Origin of the sequence: Streptomyces sp. NPDC048643 (assembly GCF_040650615.1) — a bacterium.
Classification (GTDB): Bacteria; Actinomycetota; Actinomycetes; order Streptomycetales; family Streptomycetaceae; genus Streptomyces.
This window is the reverse complement of the sequence record NZ_JBEZHO010000016.1, coordinates 1-14,794: the sequence shown is the minus strand read 5'-3', so window position 1 is coordinate 14,794 and position 14,794 is coordinate 1. Positions and strand designations below refer to the sequence as shown.

Genomic DNA, 14,794 nt, shown 5'->3' with positions numbered 1-14,794 from the left:
TCGATCAGATCGAACCCTCTACCGCGGCCTTCATCCGTCGGCCGAGGGCAGGCGCGTCCTTGCGTGCTCGACCGCCGACCAGCGGAAGGAGGAGTCTTCCCATGTCATGGCCCTCGAGGATGTTGAAGAGGTGGACCCTGGTCCCTCCGTCGGCGGTCGGTTCGAGGTCGTAGCCGCCCTCGCCGGCGGTGATGGAGTGATAGGACGTCTCGTGCCAGCGAATACGGTTCGGTGCCGCCATGTCGATGATCTCGAACTCTCGGTGAGTCGTCAGACCGGCGTTCCTGACCGTGCTGTGGAACACGGTGCCGAGCTCTGTCTCACCGTAGGGGCTCCGGTCCATCACGAGTACCCGCGGATTGAACTCAGGGTCGTGCAGTCCGTCGGCGAGATAGGCGTAGACGTCATGGATGGGCCGGTCGATGTCGACGGTCACCTCAACCCGGGTACTCATACGCCTCTCCTTGAAGAGTGCGACCCCTGAACGAGAGCAAGGGTCATTCAGGGCTGCGCCAGACGTTGTCGTACGCGGCCTCCTCGATGCTGCGGCGCTGCCTTTCGGCCTCCAGTTCCTGGAGTGCACCGTTGACAGCGGCCAGCACCGTTTCCGCGGCGTCGTCCGCGATCTCCGGGACCTCTCCGGCCGACTCGCCGGTGATTCCGATGCCTTCCGCGAGCGTACGAAGGACCGGCTCGGCGGAGGACCAGCGCTCCGCCGCCTGCCGACGGGGGATCGAGTCGACCAGGACCGTGTGTCCGCCGCGAAAATGCCGTCCGCCCTGTTTCTCGACCAGGCCCTCCGACTCGAAGGCGGCCATGTACGTCGCAGCCAGGCCCCCTCCCCTGCGCCACAGCCAATCGCCCACCGACTCGAACGGTTCGGCCACCACGAGGGCAGCCGCTGCCTCCTTCAAGAGAGGGTCCGTCGGCGCCGTAGGACCGCCCGGGACCATCCGGTCACCGTCCAGGTGAACGGCCTCGGCCTCCGACAGATCGAGCAGTTCGGCTCCGGCGAGCGCGAGGGACAACTCGCCGGACCGCACCGGCCGGTTCCCCTCGACATCGAGGGCGACGATCAGCAGGTCCCGGGGCGTGCTCATGGCCAGTCTCACGTCCAATGCGTCGGCGACGGACCGCTGTTGAGGGACATGGATGTCGCGGAGACCACTCCGAACGCCGGACGTGGAGTTGGTCCACTGGTGCAACCGGCGCCCTCGACGAGCAGCTCCGGGCAGATCCGCGTTCGATTTTACGCAGCGTGCGACGCACCTGCATCCCGCCTTGCGCTCCTCTGCGGCGGACCGCCCGTCGCGCACCAGCCGACGGGCCTGGCTACGCTGGAGAAGGCGGCGCGGTCAGTCGATGCGGCACACTCAGATCCCCCCGCCCCCTCTGCGGAAGGCGCAAGGTGATGGATTCCGACGGCCGGACCCGAGCTGCGCTGGAAGAGCACTGGCGGGCATCGGAACTCGGGGACATCGATGCCGAGCACGCCATCTACGCCCCGGACGCGATCCTCGACTACCCGCAGTCCGGCGAGCGATTCCGGGGTCGCGCGGCGATCTCCGCGCAACGGGGCGGCCATCCCGCCAGTCGGCACTTCACCGTCCTCCGCATTGTCGGCAGCGGTGACCAGTGGGTGAGTCAGTGCGTGATCACCTACGACGGGGTGCCCTCCTACTCGGTGAGCATCATGGAGTTCGCCGACGGGCATGTCGCGCACGAGACGCAGTACTTCGCGGAGGCTTTCGGTGCCCCGGAATGGCGGACAGCACTTGCCGAGCCGATGCCTGGAAGAACCATCGCCAAGGCCTGATCCGTGCCACGACGCGGAGCGGATGCCGTCCGGTCGATCGAGTGACAGACTGAAAATCGAGTCGGCCGCGCAGTCGGTCGAGCGGAGTGGCGCCCTGCCCACCTTGGCCCGCGGGGCCCGAAGCCGACACGCCGTGGGGGATCGTACGAAATCCACGTTCGGAGAGTGGTGACCCCTGTGAGTGGGACCGATGGAGAATCCGACGGAGCACGTGGACGGCTTGCCGGGCAGACGGTTGTGGTGGTGGGAGGAAGCGCGGGCATCGGCCTGGAGACCGCGCGCCAGGTGCGTGCGGCCGGCGGTGACCTGGTCCTCGTCGCGCGCGACCCCGGGCGCCTCAAGCGCGCTGCGGACCAGCTGAACCCCCTGAGCACCGCCGCGTTCGACGCCCACGACGTCGAACGCCTGGAACACTTCATCGACGAACTCCCCGGGCAGGTGGACCACGTGTTGGTCACGGCGGGCAGCCCGTCATACACCCCGATCGCCGAACTCGACCTGTCAGAGGCCGGAAAGGACTTCGGCGGGCGTATCGCGATGATCCTGGCCGTGGCGCGGGCGAGCAGGGAGAAGGTCAGACCGGGGGGAACGCTGCTGTTCATCGGCGGGACCGGCGGCAGGCGACCCGCGCTCGGGATGGCCGTGACGGGAGCCGTCACCGCCGCGCTGCCGGCTCTGACCGCCAACCTGGCGCTGGAGATCGCCCCCGTCCGGGTCAACCTCATCGCGGCCGGGTTCGTGGACACGCCACTGTCGGCCTCCCTTCTCGGCGACCAACTCGACGCACGGCGTGAAGAGTTGAGGAAGACGCTGCCGATCGGACGGGTGGTCGGGCCTGAGGACGTCGCCGCCCTCGCCCTGCACATCATGGTCAACAGCGCACTCACCGGCGCCACCTACGACATCGACGGCGGCCAGCAACTCGTAGCGCACTGACATCCGTGGCCCGGGGCTCGGGCCACGGTCGGCCGTGGAGCACAGCCCGGCGACGTTCGGGGAGCAGGTCGTCGTCCGTGTCGCCCTCGGGTCCGAGACGAGAGGAACAAACGATGGACATGAAACTCGAGGTCGTCGTGGTGCCGGTTTCCGACGTCGACCGCGCCAAGGACTTCTACACCGGGCTGGGCTGGCGGCTCGACGCGGACATCCCGACGGGCGAGGACTTCCGGGTGGTCCAGGTGACCCCTCCCGGCTCAGCGGCGTCGGTCATCTTCGGCACGTCGGTCACCGAACAGGCTCCGGGCTCCGCTCGCGGACTGCAGCTGATTGTCGACGACATCGAGGCGGCCCACGACGAGTTGAAGCGGGGCGGCGGCAGCCCGAGCGAGGTGTTCCACGACGCCGGCGGCGTCTTCCACCACGCCGGCACCGATGCGCGCCTGCCCGGCCCCGCCCCGGAACGCGTCAGTTATGGATCCTTCGTGTCGTTCAGCGACCCGGACGGGAACGGCTGGATTCTCCAGGAGATCACCACACGGCTTCCGGGACGGCTGGACCCCTCGACCACCGCCTTCTCCTCGGCGGACGACCTGGCGAGCGCGCTGCGGCGGGCGGCGGCCGCGCACGGTGAGCACGAGGCACGCACCGGCGCCGAGGACCCGGACTGGCCGGACTGGTACGCACGGTACATGGTGAGCGAGCAGGCCGGAACGGAGCCGCCCACGTAAGCACCTGCCGATCGAGTGAGGTGGTCCTGCTCAACGGGGTTGCCCTGAACAGCAGTTCGCTTTCCGTCCGGAGCCGGGGGCGGGCCGACCGCCTCGGAGGCGACGTTCCTGAATGCCGCTCGCTCTTCGCGAGTACGTCGGGATCGTCGCCTCCGCCATGGGGCGAGTGTGGTGGTTCGGGCCACGAGGCACTCCGGGGGTGGCTACGGTGCCTGCGAGGTGCCGCGCCCGCATGACTCGCGCGATTCGGGCAACACGCTGGAGAGGTCTGACGGGGTTCCGTTGAGGGGGTGCTCGTGAGGGAGGCGCTGGAGCGTTCGAGCCAGGAGGATGCCCGCATCCGTCCACCGCACGGAGGCGACCCTCGGGGGCAGCAGGCGACGGAGGGCCCCGAGACCCGTCCGCCGAAGACGCCCTGCCGAAGCGGACAGCACAGCGTGAGGCCTTCTTCGACAACGCGAAGTACCTGGCCATCGTGCTGGTCGCGATGGGCCACGCCTGGGAACCGCTGCGAGGTGACAGCCGGGCGGCGGCAGCCCTCTACATCACGGTCTACACCTTTCACATGCCGGCGTTCATCATCGTCTCCGGCTACTTCTCGCGGAACTTCGACGCCCGTCCGAACCGGATCGTGCGTCTGGTGACGGGCGTCGCCGTTCCGTACGTGGTCTTCGAGGTGGCGTACTCGCTGTTCAAGCGGTGGGCGGACGACGATCCGGGTTTCGCGATCAGTCTGCTGGACCCCTGGTACCTGACGTGGTTCCTGGGGGCCCTGCTCATATGGCGGCTGACCACTCCGGTGTGGAAGGTCGTGCGACGGCCGCTGCCGCTCGCACTCGCCGTCGCCGCCCTCGCGGCGGCCTCTCCCGACATCGGCGACGACCTCGACCTGCAGCGTGTCCTGCAGTTTCTGCCCTTCTTCGTCCTCGGGCTCTGTCTGAAGCCGGAGCACTTCCAACTGGTGCGCCGGCGTGAAGCGCGCGTCCTGTCCGTGCCCGTCTTCGCGGTCGCCCTGGGTGTCGCCTACTGGGCGGCGCCACGGATGAACGCGGCCTGGTTCTACCGTCGCGACAGTGCGCAGGAACTGGGCGCCCCGGGCTGGACGGGCGCCGCCATGACCCTCGCGCTCTTCGCCTGCTCCGTGATCCTGGTCGCCTGCTTCTTCGCCTGGGTCCCGCGGCGCACGATGTGGTTCACCGTGCTCGGTGCCGGGACCCTGTATGGCTATCTGCTGCACGGCTTCCTCGCCAAGGGCTCCCGCTTCTGGGACTGGTACGACCCCGCCTGGATCCATCGGCCGCTCGGCGAGATCGCCGTCACCGTAGTCGCCGCCGCGGTGATGACCCTGCTGTGCACTCCGCCGGTTCAGCGGACTTTTCGCTTCGTCATGGAGCCGAAGATGCGGTGGGCGTTTCGGCAGGACGCCGTCGACGTCGCCAAGGCTCGGAGATCGGGATGACCGGGCCGGCCAGACCGCCTGCGGTTCACTTCGAGCGCGTCGCCGCGTCGACACCGGCGGGCCTCCAGGCCGTCGTCATGCGCGACGGCGGGGGACGGGCGGCTGGACGAATGGACTTTCAGGTCTGCCACTGCTGCCGGCTCGGTCACGTGGAGAGCATCGTCGTCGCGGCCCACTGGCAGGGGCAAGGCGTCGGGAGACGGGCCGTCCATGCGGCTCTGGGTCCGTGCATGGGCTACGCCTGGTCCACGTCACGGCAGACGTCCGAGGGCCGCCGCTTCTTCGCGGCCATGCGGGAGGAGACGGGCCTGGCGTTCTCGGCGGGCACCGCGGGATGCACGCACATGCTCTCCGTACACCGGCCGGGACTCCTGCGCGGCCTGCTCACTCACCACCGCCCGTAGACCGGCCCACACGCCGCGACAGGGACCCGGGGGTCAGGCGGCGCCGCCGTTGGCGAACAGGACCTGGCCGTTGACCCACCGGCCGCCCGGCCCGGCCAGGAACGCGACCGCATGCGCGATGTCCTCGGGCGTGCCGAGCCGCTCCAGCGGGGAGACCGCGGCGATCCGCTCGACCAGCTCGGGGCTCTTGCCTTCGAGGAAGAGCGGGGTGGCGGTCGGCCCGGGAGCGACGGCGTTGACGGTGACGTCCCGGCCGCGCAGTTCGCGGGCGAGGATCAGGGTCATCGCCTCGACCGCGCCCTTGGTGGCCGCGTAGGCGGCGTAGGTCGGCTGCTGCAGCCGGGTCACGGACGTGGAGAAGTTCACCAGCGCTCCGCCGGGGCGCAGCCGGCGGGCAGCGAGCTGGGACACGACGAACGTGCCGCGCACGTTGACCCGGTGCATCCGGTCGAAGGCGTCGAGGTCCATGTCGGCGAGCGGCGCCAGCACCATGATCCCGGCGGTGTTGACCACCACGTCGACCCCGCCGAAGCGTTCCTCGGCGGCGTCGTACAGCGCCGTCATCGCCGTCTCGTCCGCGACGTCGCCGGAGACGGCGACGGCCGCGCCGCCCGCCTTCTCGATCGACGCGACGACCTCCTCGGCGCGCTCGGCCCTGCCGGAGTAGTGCACGACCACGGACATGCCGTCGGCGGCCAGCGTCTGCGCGACCGCGCTGCCGATCCCGCCCGAGCCTCCGGTCACGATCGCCACACGGGCGGCGGGCTGCTCATTCGTGGTCATGATGATCTCCCTCTCGTTTTTGTGGACGATAAGTACATTAGCAGTATGTAGACCGATGGTCCATATACATATGGCCCGCGGGTCCATATAGTTGTTGCCGGATGCCGTGCCACCCCGGTCGGCCGAGCTGGACGAGGAGGAGACGCGTGGAGCACGGGGACACCGAGGGCGCCGGAACCGGCAAGCTCAAGCCGGGCCGCGGGCGCCGCCGGGCTGAGGACGTCCGCCGCGCGACGCTGACCACGGCAGCCGAGCTCCTGCTCGCCGAGGGAGTGCACGCCCTCACCTTCTCGAAGGTCGCAGCCCGTGCGGGCGTCAGCAAGATGACCCTCTACAAGTGGTGGCCCTCCCCCGGAGCCCTGGCCTTCGACGCCTACTTCAACACTTTCAGGGAGACCTTGGCCTTCCCGGACACGGGCGACATCCGGCGTGATCTGACAACGCAGCTGCGCAGTTTCGTCGATCTCCTGGACCGCAACGGCCCCGTGATCGCCGGGATCATCGGAGCCGCCCAGGGTGACCCCGACCTGGCGGCGGCGCTCTCGACGCACTACGTCACGCAGCGTCGCGCCCTCGCCGTCGAACGCCTCACGCTCGCCCGGCAGGCCGGTCAGATCCGTGAGGGGGTCGACCTGGAGACGATCGTCGACCAGCTCTGGGGCGCCGTCTACCACCGGTTGCTGATGCCGGCGCAACCGCTGACCCCGGAGTTCGTCGATCGACTGATCGCCAACCTCTTCCAGGGCGTCGCGCCGGCCTCTGCCGACCCGGCACCGTAGGCCGCTCCCGTCACAGGAGTCACCGGGAAGGCTCTCAGTTCAGGTGGTCGCGCACCACGTCCAGGAAGGTCCGCCGACTCGGCCGGATGGCAGCCCAGACCCGCTCGTCCAGGGGCTCTCCGGGAACACCGGCATCACCGGGCCCGTCCCTGATGACGTTCTGAACGGCGAACGCCAGCCGCCGTGCCGCTTCGTTCACCTCGGGCGCGCACAGCATGTGAATCGTCTTCTGCGCGACCCACATCCTGTCGATGGTCTGTCTCGCCCGCGCCTGCCACTGCTCGTCGGCCGCCTCGTGGTGATAGTGATCCACGGCGACCCTCTCCCCCTCCTGCACCGTGCGCAGGAAGTCGATGAGCTGGGTCAGACGTTCGCTCCGACGCGCTTCGGCACGCTCCCGGAGACCTCTGCGCGTCTCGGCCCGTTCCGACGCACGTCCCAACGCGTGCTGGGCCACCCACGAGACGAGTCCGCCGAGCAGAACGCCGATGAGCGGCGCAAGTGTTGTCCCTACCATGCCTGAAACATGGCACCACCGACGCTGATGTCGTGGTTCTTCGAGTGAACTCAAGACACCGCCCTCTCTGTCGTATTAGAGGGCGTCCTCCGCGAGGGGAGCGTCACCCGCCGAGGCGCGAGGACCCGGGGGCCGGCGCCGAATCGCCCGCTTGGCGCTCCGCCAAGGGCGGGCTCAGCCGCCTGCACGCGCCCGTGCACGGTGGGTCAAGTGCGGTTGCAGGCAGGGGCAAATGCGGGCTGCCCGACGGATCTAGCGTGACGAGTGACGGCGTGGACGGGCCCTGGCGCGCACCTTCGCCGTCGTCACGCCGGACGGACCGGCGTGTGAGCGAGACTCAGGAGATTCTCATGGCCGACGCCGTCAAGCCGGTGCTGGAACCAGCGGCAGCCGCCTTCGCCGAGGCGACCGCCCATCCGCCGTACCTCTTCGACCTGGCTCCCGCCGAGGGCCGCAAGGCGGTCGACGAGGTGCAGGCGGGCGACATCACGAAGCCCGCCGTCGACGAGGAGTGGATCACCGTCTCCGGCGGGCCGACGGGAAGCGTCCGCGCTCGCATCGTCAAGCCGGCCGGCGCGACGGACACCCTTCCCGTCATCCTCTACATCCACGGCGCCGGGTGGGTGTTCGGCAACGCCCACACCCACGACCGCCTCGTGCGCGAACTGGCCGTCGGCGCCCGGGCCGCCGTGGTCTTCCCCGAGTACGACCTCTCGCCCGAGGCCCGCTACCCGGTCGCCATCGAGCAGAACTACACCGTCGCCCGCTGGATCGTCGAACAGGGCGCGGCCAAGGGCCTGGACGCCTCGCGGATCGCGGTGGCCGGTGACTCCGTGGGCGGCAACATGACCGCCGCGCTGACCCTGATGGCGAAGGAACGGGGCGACGTCCCGCTCGTGGCGCAGGTGCTCTTCTACCCGGTCACGGACGCGAACTTCGAGACGGGCTCGTACCACCAGTTCGCGACGGGCTACTTCCTGCGCCGCGACGGCATGCAGTGGTTCTGGGACCAGTACACGACCGACGAGACGCAGCGCGCCGAGATCACCGCCTCCCCGCTGCGCGCCACCACCGACCAGCTCACCGGGCTGCCGCCGGCCCTCGTCATCACCGGCGAGGCCGACGTCCTGCGCGACGAGGGCGAGGCGTACGCGAACAAGCTCCGCGAGGCCGGCGTCCCGGTCACGGCCGTCCGCTATCAGGGCATCATCCACGACTTCGTGATGCTCAACGCCCTGCGCGAGACCCACGCCGCCGAAGCCGCCATCACGCAGGCCATCGGCACCCTGCGCTCGGCACTGAAGACCGTCTGAGACTCACGGGGAGAAACAGGACATGACCACTTCCACACCCACCGTCGTCCTCGTCCACGGTGCGTTCGCCGACGCCGCCAGCTGGTCCGGAGTCGTCGCCGAGCTGCAGAACCACGGCATTCCCGTGGTCGCACCGCCGAACCCGCTGCGCGGCCTGGCCGCCGACGCCGCCTACGTGGCGTCCGTGGCAGCCCAGGTCGACGGCCCCGTCGTCCTCGTCGGTCACTCCTACGGCGGCGCGGTCATCACCGTGGCCGGCGCTGCGGACAACGTCGTCGGGCTCGTCTACGTCGCCGCCTACGTCCTCGAAGAGGGCGAGAGCCTGGGCGAACTCCAGGGTCGCTTCCCCGACTCACCGCTCGCGAGCAGCCTGCGGCAGTCGACGTATCCCGTCGAGGGGGCCGGGACCGCCGTCGAGGTGACCATCGAGGCGGAGGCCTTCCCGAACGTCTTCGCGGCCGACGTGCCGGCCGATGTCACCAAGGTCCTGGCCGTCGCCCAACGCCCGCTGGCCGCGGCGTCGTTCACGGAGACCGCCTCGACGGCCGCCTGGAGGACGAAGCCCGCCTGGGCGCTCGTCGCCGGAGCGGACCAGGCGATCAACCCAGAGGTCGAGCGCTTCGGTGCGCAGCGGGCCGGCGCGACCACCATCGAGATCGAGGGCGCCTCGCACGCCGTCGCCGTGTCGCGGCCCGCGGAAGTGGCCGGCTTGATCCGCGACGCGGTCCGCGCGACGAGCTGATCTCTCGGCCGAGGCAGTCCCGCGGACGCTCCTCCCCCGTGGCGTCCGCGGGACTGCGCTGCGAAACTTCCTCCGTCTCTTCCTGGTCTCTCCCACCTCGACGCTGTGTGATTGCGGTACAGGCTGCATTGCCGAGCGATCACGCTGCCCGTGGGAGATTCCTGGTGTCCACCGTCCTGTCCACCGCGCCTCTGTCCGCCTCCGAACGGACGGAACGCTGGCACGAAGCGGTCAACCGCACCTTCGTACCCCTCGATGTCGAACTCCTCGAACGCGAGCCGTCGCCCGGATCGATCGTCAGTCATCAGCTCGGTCCCCTACGGATCTCCACCGTCCAGGCAGGACCGCAGGTGGTGCGGCGCGACAAGCGTCTGATCTCGCGGGACAGCCGGGAGACGGTGATCCTCAGCCTGCAGAACTGTGGCACGGCGTTGAAGGAGCAGGACGGCCGCGAGTCCCGGATAGCACCGGGTGGCTTCTCCCTGAGCGATTCGTCCCGGCCGTTCAGGAAGAAGCTCGCCGACGGCTTCAGTTTCACATCGTTCCAGTTTCCCCGCGATGAGCTGCGTGTGCGGGACGAGGACCTGCGGGCCGTGACCGCGACCTCCTTCACGGGCGACGCGGGTACGGCTGCGCTGCTCGCGACGTACCTGGCCCAGACCGCCCGCGACGCGGCGGCCTTCGACCGCGGCGTCGGGGGCCGTGTCGCCGCCACGGCGCTCGACCTGCTGGTCCTGCTCATCGACGAGCGCTGCGGACGCTTCGTGCCCGATGCGGCGCAGCACGCCGCGGCATCACTTGTTCGCGTGAAGGAGCACGTGGTGCGGAACCTTTCCGACCCCGGTCTCTCGCCGTCCAGGATCGCCGAGGCGAACTTCATGTCGGTGCGCTACGTGCACAAGCTGTTCCAGCTCGAAGGCACGACGGTGGGTGGATGGATTCGGACGCAACGGCTGGAGCGCTGCCGCCGGGATCTCCTGCGGCCCCGGGCGAGGGAGCTCGGTGTGGCGGCGATCGCCCACCGCTGGGGCTTCGTCAGCGCCAGCCACTTCAGCCGTGCCTTCCGCGCGGCGTACGGAATGGCGCCACGGGACTGGCTGGCCGCGGGCCTGTCGGGTGAACAGCGCGCCGCTCGGGGGCTTTGAGCGGCGCGGTTCCGCATGCGCACCGTGAAAGCGTCGGCCGTCAGGCGCCCGGATCGGCGCAGACGGATGCTCCGGCTTCATCCAGGGCCCCGAGGCGGGCACGTGCTTCTTCCACCACCGCCTGCGGGATACTGCCCTCCAGCACGAGCACGCGCCGCAACTCACCCACGGCGAAGTCGAGTTCGCCAAGATGCGTCAGGGCGCGAGCCAGGTACAGGTGGACCTTGCCTTCTTGCTTGTCCCATCCCAGGGCCTCGAACTGCCCATCGATCGGCCGGAGAACGTCGACGACGTCCTGCCAGTCCTCTTGAGCGAGATAGGCGAACGAGACGTGGTAGGCCGCGATCAGCGCCGTGACGTCTCGCACGTTCGACGGGATGCGCTCGACATTCCGGGGGTCGGCGAGAACCGCCATGACCTCCCCGTAGGTCTCGACGGCCTCGTCGGTGCGGTCGGCCGAGGCCAGACTGTCGATGGCCACGTTGCAGGCCTGGAGGTATCCGTTGATCTCGTCCGCCTTGGAGAACAGATCCATGGCACGGCGTGCGCTGTCCGCGGCACGGGACAGATCACCGACGCGGCTCAGAAGTGAGCCGAGGTAGGTGTGGGCCCACGCCTCCTGGATGACGTCTTGGGCCGTGCCGGCGAGAACCAGGGCATGCTCGGCGGCGGCGACCGCGTCGTCGTGGCGGCGTTCGCAGGCCCAGTAGGCCCACGAGAGGTAGTTGCGGTGGGTGGCTTCGAGGGCGGGGTCTCCGAGGGACGCGGACGCCTCGGCCGCACGCTCGTAGACGTCGACCCAGAGTCCTGACGAGACCCAGTTGTCGGAGAACCAGTGCATGGCCTCGGCGACTTCGACCACCTTGGCGTGTTCGCCGTCGTCGGCGGCGGCGTGGAAGGCGGCCGACCAGTTGTCGCTCTCCGCCTTGATCCACTGAAGCGCCTGCTGGTGACTGTCCAGCGCGACCAGACGCAGCGGATCCGGCGCGGGCGCACCGTAACCGGGCTCGTACCAACGGCCGGCGAGGACGGCCGTATCGAGCAGCCAGGCCCGCAGCCGTGCCGCGTCGGCGGCCGACTCCTGGGGGCTGTCCTCCAAGTGGTGCCGTGACCTCGCGTACAGACACAGGAGATCGTGGAGACGGTAGCGGTCCTCGTGGTGCGTCGCGAGCAGCCCGGCCTCCAGCAGCTCCTCCAGTACGTCCTCGGCCTCAGGAATCGCCGTGTCGGCGAGCACCGCGGCCAGCGGCACGCTGAAATCGCCTCCGGGTACCAGTGAGAGCAACCGGAACATCCGTGCCGCCCCCGCGGCGAGACGTGAATACGACAGGGAGAACGCCGAGTTCATACGGAGGTCGCCGGCGCTGAGCAGGTCCAGTCTGCGGTTCTCGTCGTTGAGGCGGGTGGCGAGACGTTGGAGGCTCCAGTTCGAGCGTGTGGCCGCCCAGTTGGCGGCGACGCGCAGAGCGAGGGGAAGGTGACCGCACAGCTCCGTCACCGCGCGCGCGGCCTCCGGCTCGGCGTCCACGCGGCCGGCGCCCACCACAGCGCGCAGCAGGGAGGCGGACTCCGGCTCGCTCAGGGCACCCAGTTCGACACGCTGGACGCCTTCCAGGCCCGCCAAGGTACGACGACTGGTCACCACCATCAGCACCCGGCCCGTACGCGGCAGGAGCGGGCGCACCTGGGACTCGCCTCCCGCGTTGTCCAGGATCACGACGGCGCGGAGTTCCGCCGCCATCGCGTGGTAGCGCGCCATACGCTCCTCGCTGTTCAACTGCGCCACGTCGAGGTCACCGACGCCCCAGGCTCCGAGCAGACGCACCACCGCGTCGTCCACCGAGAGCGGGTGGGCGTCCAGGCCTCGCATGTCCACCAGGAACGCCCCGTCCGTGAAGGACGTTCTGGACTCTTCGGCCAGCCGTATCGCCAGGGTGGTCTTCCCGCTTCCGGGGGAGCCGAACACCACGGCCACCGGGGGTGCGAGCGCCCAGTGGCCCTGGTCCGGCGCGCCGGCGTCTTCGAGGTGCCGGTGGGCGACGTCACGCAGCAGGTCCAGCTCGGCGCGCCTCCCGACGAAGTCGCGGACGCCCCTGGGCAACTGATGTGGGGGGACGACGGAATCGGACGGGCCCCCGGCCGGGCGGGAGGCCCGGGCGATCGACAGCAGGTCGGCATGGATCGACTCGTCCAGCCCCAAGCCCTGCGCGAGGGCGGCGATCGTCCCGCGTCGAGGCCGAAGACTCCGCCCCCGCTCCATGTCGCCGATGGCGCGTCCCGAGACCCCGGATGCCTCAGCCAGCTCCTCCAGCGTCAGACCACGCCCCTGACGCAGTTCCCGCAGCCGACGGCCGAACGGCGTCCCGCTACTGCTTTCCACCACACCCCGCCGTCGGCACTACCCACACATATTTGTCGTTTCATCTTACTCTGCGCGGTGTTCCGGCCATTCATTCGATTCTCAGGTGGTCGCGGTCACCGCAGGACACGGCGTCGGGAACCGCCCAGGCCGACGCCTCACCGGCCACGACGGCCTTCCGCCCCCACCACAAGAATTCGGCCTGTACTCGCGAGGTCCGACCCCGGAGGTCCGTCTCGGCCGTGCGAGCCGCGAGTCGGACGGCGATGAGTCTCACCGCTTTTGCCAGTCTGTATTCACAGCACGCGAGCAACCGCACTCGAGGAGGCCATCATGACCGCGACCTACACATTCGACGTCTTTTCCAGCCTCGACGGATTCGGCGCAGCCAACGGGAACTGGACCGGCTACTGGGGCAAGCAGGGTCCGGAGCTCCTGGACCATCGCCTCGCCCTGTACGACGACGAACAACGGATGGTGTTCGGGGCGAACACCTATCGGGCGTTCTCGCGGATGCTGGCCGAGAGCACCGAGGATTCCGACGTCCGTGATCCGTGGGTCACGCGGATGAGGAACCTGCCGACGACGGTGGTGTCGAGCACGCTGGAGGGGCCCCTCGACTGGCCGGACGCCAAGGTCGCGAGCGGCGACGCCGTCGATGTCGTCGCCCGGCTCAAGAAGGACTCCGAGGTGCCGCTGCGCTCGCACGGCAGCCTGTCGATGAACCGGGCGCTGATGGCCGCCGGTTTGGTGGACCGCGTCCAGGTGACGCTCTTCCCCGTCATCACCGGTCAGACCGGACTGGAACCGATCTTCGGGGGTGCGTCCGACTTCGACCTCGAACTGATCGAGCACCGCACGCTCGACGGCCATATCCAAGAGCTCATCTACCGGCCCACCGCACATGTCTGAGTCCGGACCGAGCAGGTGCTCCGCGGGAGGTGCCCCGACCACGTCGGGCTGCCCGCAGGCCGCATTGTGGTGAGGGTCAGGTCCATCATGCCTGTTCGGAGGCTGTTTCGGTAGGACGGAGCGTACGTCCGTTCGGCCTTGTCGCCGGTGGTGGTCCACCCGCAGACTCGTCGTCATCCACTCTCCGGCGTTCGTGCCGGCATCCTTCCTCGGCTGCCGGTGCGTTCGCTGTGCTGTCTCGTCGCGCGGCGGGCGCGGCGCGGGAGTGGGGGACGAAGGGGGATCGGTGGATCAGGACATGGTTGTGCTGGCGAGACTCAGGCTGCTCAGCGCCAATCGACGGGTGGTGCGCGGTACCGAGGGGCTGTGGATCTATCGCCTTCTCACACAGGTCGAACCGGAGGTGTACGGGTCGAAGCTGGCGTACGTCCTGGTGGAGGCAGGCGCTCCCCCTTTGGTGAGCGAGCTGCCGGAGCGACGGCTGGCGCTGTTCGAAGAAGCGGTGACAGTGGCGAAGGCGCTCGACGTCGCGAACCCCTTCCGGGAGAAGGTGTTGGAGAGGGCACTGGCCGCCCTACAGCGGGAGTTGGAAGGCCGACCGGTGTCTTGACTTGCTCCTCGGGCTGAAGCCCGAGGATTCTGGCCTTCTCGACTTGTTGCTGTGCCGCTACGCGGCACGGGCTTGGGTCGGGAGTCCGTGGCTTCCTGTTTCTTCGCGCTGTGCCGGGATTGCTCCTGGTCTTACCGGTGCTCCGCAGGCTGATACCGCCAGTCCGGCGGCCGTCTTCACGTTGATCGCGGCATTGTGGTCCCGGTCGTGGACGGTGCCGCAGGCGGCACACGTCCACTCCCGGACATTGAGGGGCTTGGGTCCGTCCTTGACGCCGCAGGTCGAGCA

16 protein-coding genes and 1 pseudogene are annotated in these 14,794 nt (G+C 69.3%); 11 read left to right on the top strand and 6 right to left on the bottom strand.

Features of this window, described 5'->3' with window-relative positions; all coding sequences use genetic code 11:
- Positions 1 to 4 precede the first annotated feature (4 nt).
- Both AB0C62_RS18010 and AB0C62_RS18005 read right to left on the bottom strand, forming a co-directional pair.
- On the bottom strand, positions 5 to 454 hold the full coding sequence (locus AB0C62_RS18010) for an SRPBCC family protein (protein WP_362974182.1): 450 nt from the start codon (positions 452 to 454) through the stop codon (positions 5 to 7).
- A gap of 43 nt (positions 455 to 497) precedes the next feature.
- On the bottom strand, positions 498 to 1,100 hold the full coding sequence (locus AB0C62_RS18005; RefSeq protein ID WP_362974180.1) for a GPP34 family phosphoprotein: 603 nt from the start codon (positions 1,098 to 1,100) through the stop codon (positions 498 to 500).
- A gap of 311 nt (positions 1,101 to 1,411) precedes the next feature.
- Here AB0C62_RS18005 and AB0C62_RS18000 point away from each other — a divergent pair, with 311 nt between their 5' ends.
- From AB0C62_RS18000 to AB0C62_RS17980, 5 genes and pseudogenes are all read left to right on the top strand, one after another.
- A complete protein-coding gene (locus tag AB0C62_RS18000; protein WP_362974178.1) occupies positions 1,412 to 1,816 on the top strand; it encodes a nuclear transport factor 2 family protein in 405 nt (134 codons plus the stop codon).
- Between the two features lie 165 nt (positions 1,817 to 1,981).
- Complete coding sequence (locus AB0C62_RS17995) at positions 1,982 to 2,752, top strand: SDR family oxidoreductase (RefSeq protein WP_362974176.1); 771 nt, start codon at positions 1,982 to 1,984, stop codon at positions 2,750 to 2,752.
- Positions 2,753 to 2,865: 113 nt separating this feature from the next.
- A complete protein-coding gene (locus AB0C62_RS17990) occupies positions 2,866 to 3,483 on the top strand; it encodes a VOC family protein (protein WP_362974174.1) in 618 nt (205 codons plus the stop codon).
- Between the two features lie 433 nt (positions 3,484 to 3,916).
- Positions 3,917 to 4,942: pseudogene (locus AB0C62_RS17985) on the top strand (acyltransferase family protein); the annotation flags it as partial.
- 149 nt (positions 4,943 to 5,091) lie between these two features.
- Positions 5,092 to 5,346: a hypothetical protein gene (locus tag AB0C62_RS17980; protein WP_362974172.1), complete on the top strand. Its 255-nt coding sequence runs from the start codon at positions 5,092 to 5,094 to the stop codon at positions 5,344 to 5,346.
- Between the two features lie 33 nt (positions 5,347 to 5,379).
- On the opposite strand, the gene AB0C62_RS17975 is transcribed toward AB0C62_RS17980, so the two are convergent.
- Positions 5,380 to 6,129, bottom strand: coding sequence for an SDR family oxidoreductase (locus AB0C62_RS17975; RefSeq protein WP_362974170.1), 750 nt, complete (start codon positions 6,127 to 6,129; stop codon positions 5,380 to 5,382).
- 146 nt (positions 6,130 to 6,275) lie between these two features.
- On the opposite strand from AB0C62_RS17975, the gene AB0C62_RS17970 reads away from it, so the two are divergent.
- Positions 6,276 to 6,908: a TetR/AcrR family transcriptional regulator gene (locus tag AB0C62_RS17970; protein ID WP_362974168.1), complete on the top strand. Its 633-nt coding sequence runs from the start codon at positions 6,276 to 6,278 to the stop codon at positions 6,906 to 6,908.
- A 34-nt stretch (positions 6,909 to 6,942) separates the two neighbouring features.
- Here the strand turns inward: AB0C62_RS17970 and AB0C62_RS17965 are convergent, their stop codons facing one another.
- Positions 6,943 to 7,425: a hypothetical protein gene (locus tag AB0C62_RS17965; RefSeq protein ID WP_362974166.1), complete on the bottom strand. Its 483-nt coding sequence runs from the start codon at positions 7,423 to 7,425 to the stop codon at positions 6,943 to 6,945.
- Between the two features lie 350 nt (positions 7,426 to 7,775).
- Between AB0C62_RS17965 and AB0C62_RS17960 the strand changes: the two genes are divergently transcribed.
- The 3 genes from AB0C62_RS17960 to AB0C62_RS17950 all read left to right on the top strand — a co-directional run bounded on the left by AB0C62_RS17960 (position 7,776) and on the right by AB0C62_RS17950 (position 10,625).
- Positions 7,776 to 8,738 carry an alpha/beta hydrolase gene (locus tag AB0C62_RS17960; RefSeq protein ID WP_362974445.1) on the top strand — a complete coding sequence of 321 codons (963 nt, stop codon included), beginning with the start codon at positions 7,776 to 7,778 and terminating at the stop codon, positions 8,736 to 8,738.
- Between the two features lie 22 nt (positions 8,739 to 8,760).
- On the top strand, positions 8,761 to 9,480 hold the full coding sequence (locus AB0C62_RS17955) for an alpha/beta hydrolase (protein WP_362974164.1): 720 nt from the start codon (positions 8,761 to 8,763) through the stop codon (positions 9,478 to 9,480).
- 164 nt (positions 9,481 to 9,644) lie between these two features.
- Positions 9,645 to 10,625: a helix-turn-helix domain-containing protein gene (locus tag AB0C62_RS17950; RefSeq protein WP_362974162.1), complete on the top strand. Its 981-nt coding sequence runs from the start codon at positions 9,645 to 9,647 to the stop codon at positions 10,623 to 10,625.
- A 40-nt stretch (positions 10,626 to 10,665) separates the two neighbouring features.
- Here AB0C62_RS17950 and AB0C62_RS17945 read toward each other — a convergent pair whose 3' ends face one another.
- Entirely contained in the window at positions 10,666 to 13,005 is a 2,340-nt protein-coding gene (locus AB0C62_RS17945) for a helix-turn-helix domain-containing protein (RefSeq protein WP_362974160.1), read from the bottom strand.
- Between the two features lie 312 nt (positions 13,006 to 13,317).
- On the opposite strand from AB0C62_RS17945, the gene AB0C62_RS17940 reads away from it, so the two are divergent.
- The gene (locus tag AB0C62_RS17940) at positions 13,318 to 13,896 is read left to right on the top strand and encodes a dihydrofolate reductase family protein (RefSeq protein ID WP_362974158.1); all 579 of its coding nucleotides are present in this window, start codon (positions 13,318 to 13,320) and stop codon (positions 13,894 to 13,896) included.
- A 286-nt stretch (positions 13,897 to 14,182) separates the two neighbouring features.
- Positions 14,183 to 14,506: a hypothetical protein gene (locus tag AB0C62_RS17935; RefSeq protein ID WP_362974156.1), complete on the top strand. Its 324-nt coding sequence runs from the start codon at positions 14,183 to 14,185 to the stop codon at positions 14,504 to 14,506.
- Between the two features lie 57 nt (positions 14,507 to 14,563).
- Here AB0C62_RS17935 and AB0C62_RS17930 read toward each other — a convergent pair.
- Positions 14,564 to 14,794: zinc ribbon domain-containing protein (locus AB0C62_RS17930; RefSeq protein WP_362974154.1), on the bottom strand; the 231-nt coding region annotated here is incomplete at its 5' end.

What these genes read in the sequence shown, in the direction of transcription:
- AB0C62_RS17940 (WP_362974158.1), top strand. Translation starts at nt 13,318, where the DNA reads ATGACCGCGACCTACACATTCGACGTCTTTTCCAGCCTCGACGGATTC.
- AB0C62_RS18010 (WP_362974182.1), bottom strand. Translation starts at nt 454, where the DNA reads ATGAGTACCCGGGTTGAGGTGACCGTCGACATCGACCGGCCCATCCAT.
- AB0C62_RS17975 (WP_362974170.1), bottom strand. Translation starts at nt 6,129, where the DNA reads ATGACCACGAATGAGCAGCCCGCCGCCCGTGTGGCGATCGTGACCGGA.
- AB0C62_RS18005 (WP_362974180.1), bottom strand. Translation starts at nt 1,100, where the DNA reads ATGAGCACGCCCCGGGACCTGCTGATCGTCGCCCTCGATGTCGAGGGG.
- AB0C62_RS17965 (WP_362974166.1), bottom strand. Translation starts at nt 7,425, where the DNA reads ATGGTAGGGACAACACTTGCGCCGCTCATCGGCGTTCTGCTCGGCGGA.
- AB0C62_RS17955 (WP_362974164.1), top strand. Translation starts at nt 8,761, where the DNA reads ATGACCACTTCCACACCCACCGTCGTCCTCGTCCACGGTGCGTTCGCC.
- AB0C62_RS17960 (WP_362974445.1), top strand. Translation starts at nt 7,776, where the DNA reads ATGGCCGACGCCGTCAAGCCGGTGCTGGAACCAGCGGCAGCCGCCTTC.
- AB0C62_RS18000 (WP_362974178.1), top strand. Translation starts at nt 1,412, where the DNA reads ATGGATTCCGACGGCCGGACCCGAGCTGCGCTGGAAGAGCACTGGCGG.
- AB0C62_RS17990 (WP_362974174.1), top strand. Translation starts at nt 2,866, where the DNA reads ATGGACATGAAACTCGAGGTCGTCGTGGTGCCGGTTTCCGACGTCGAC.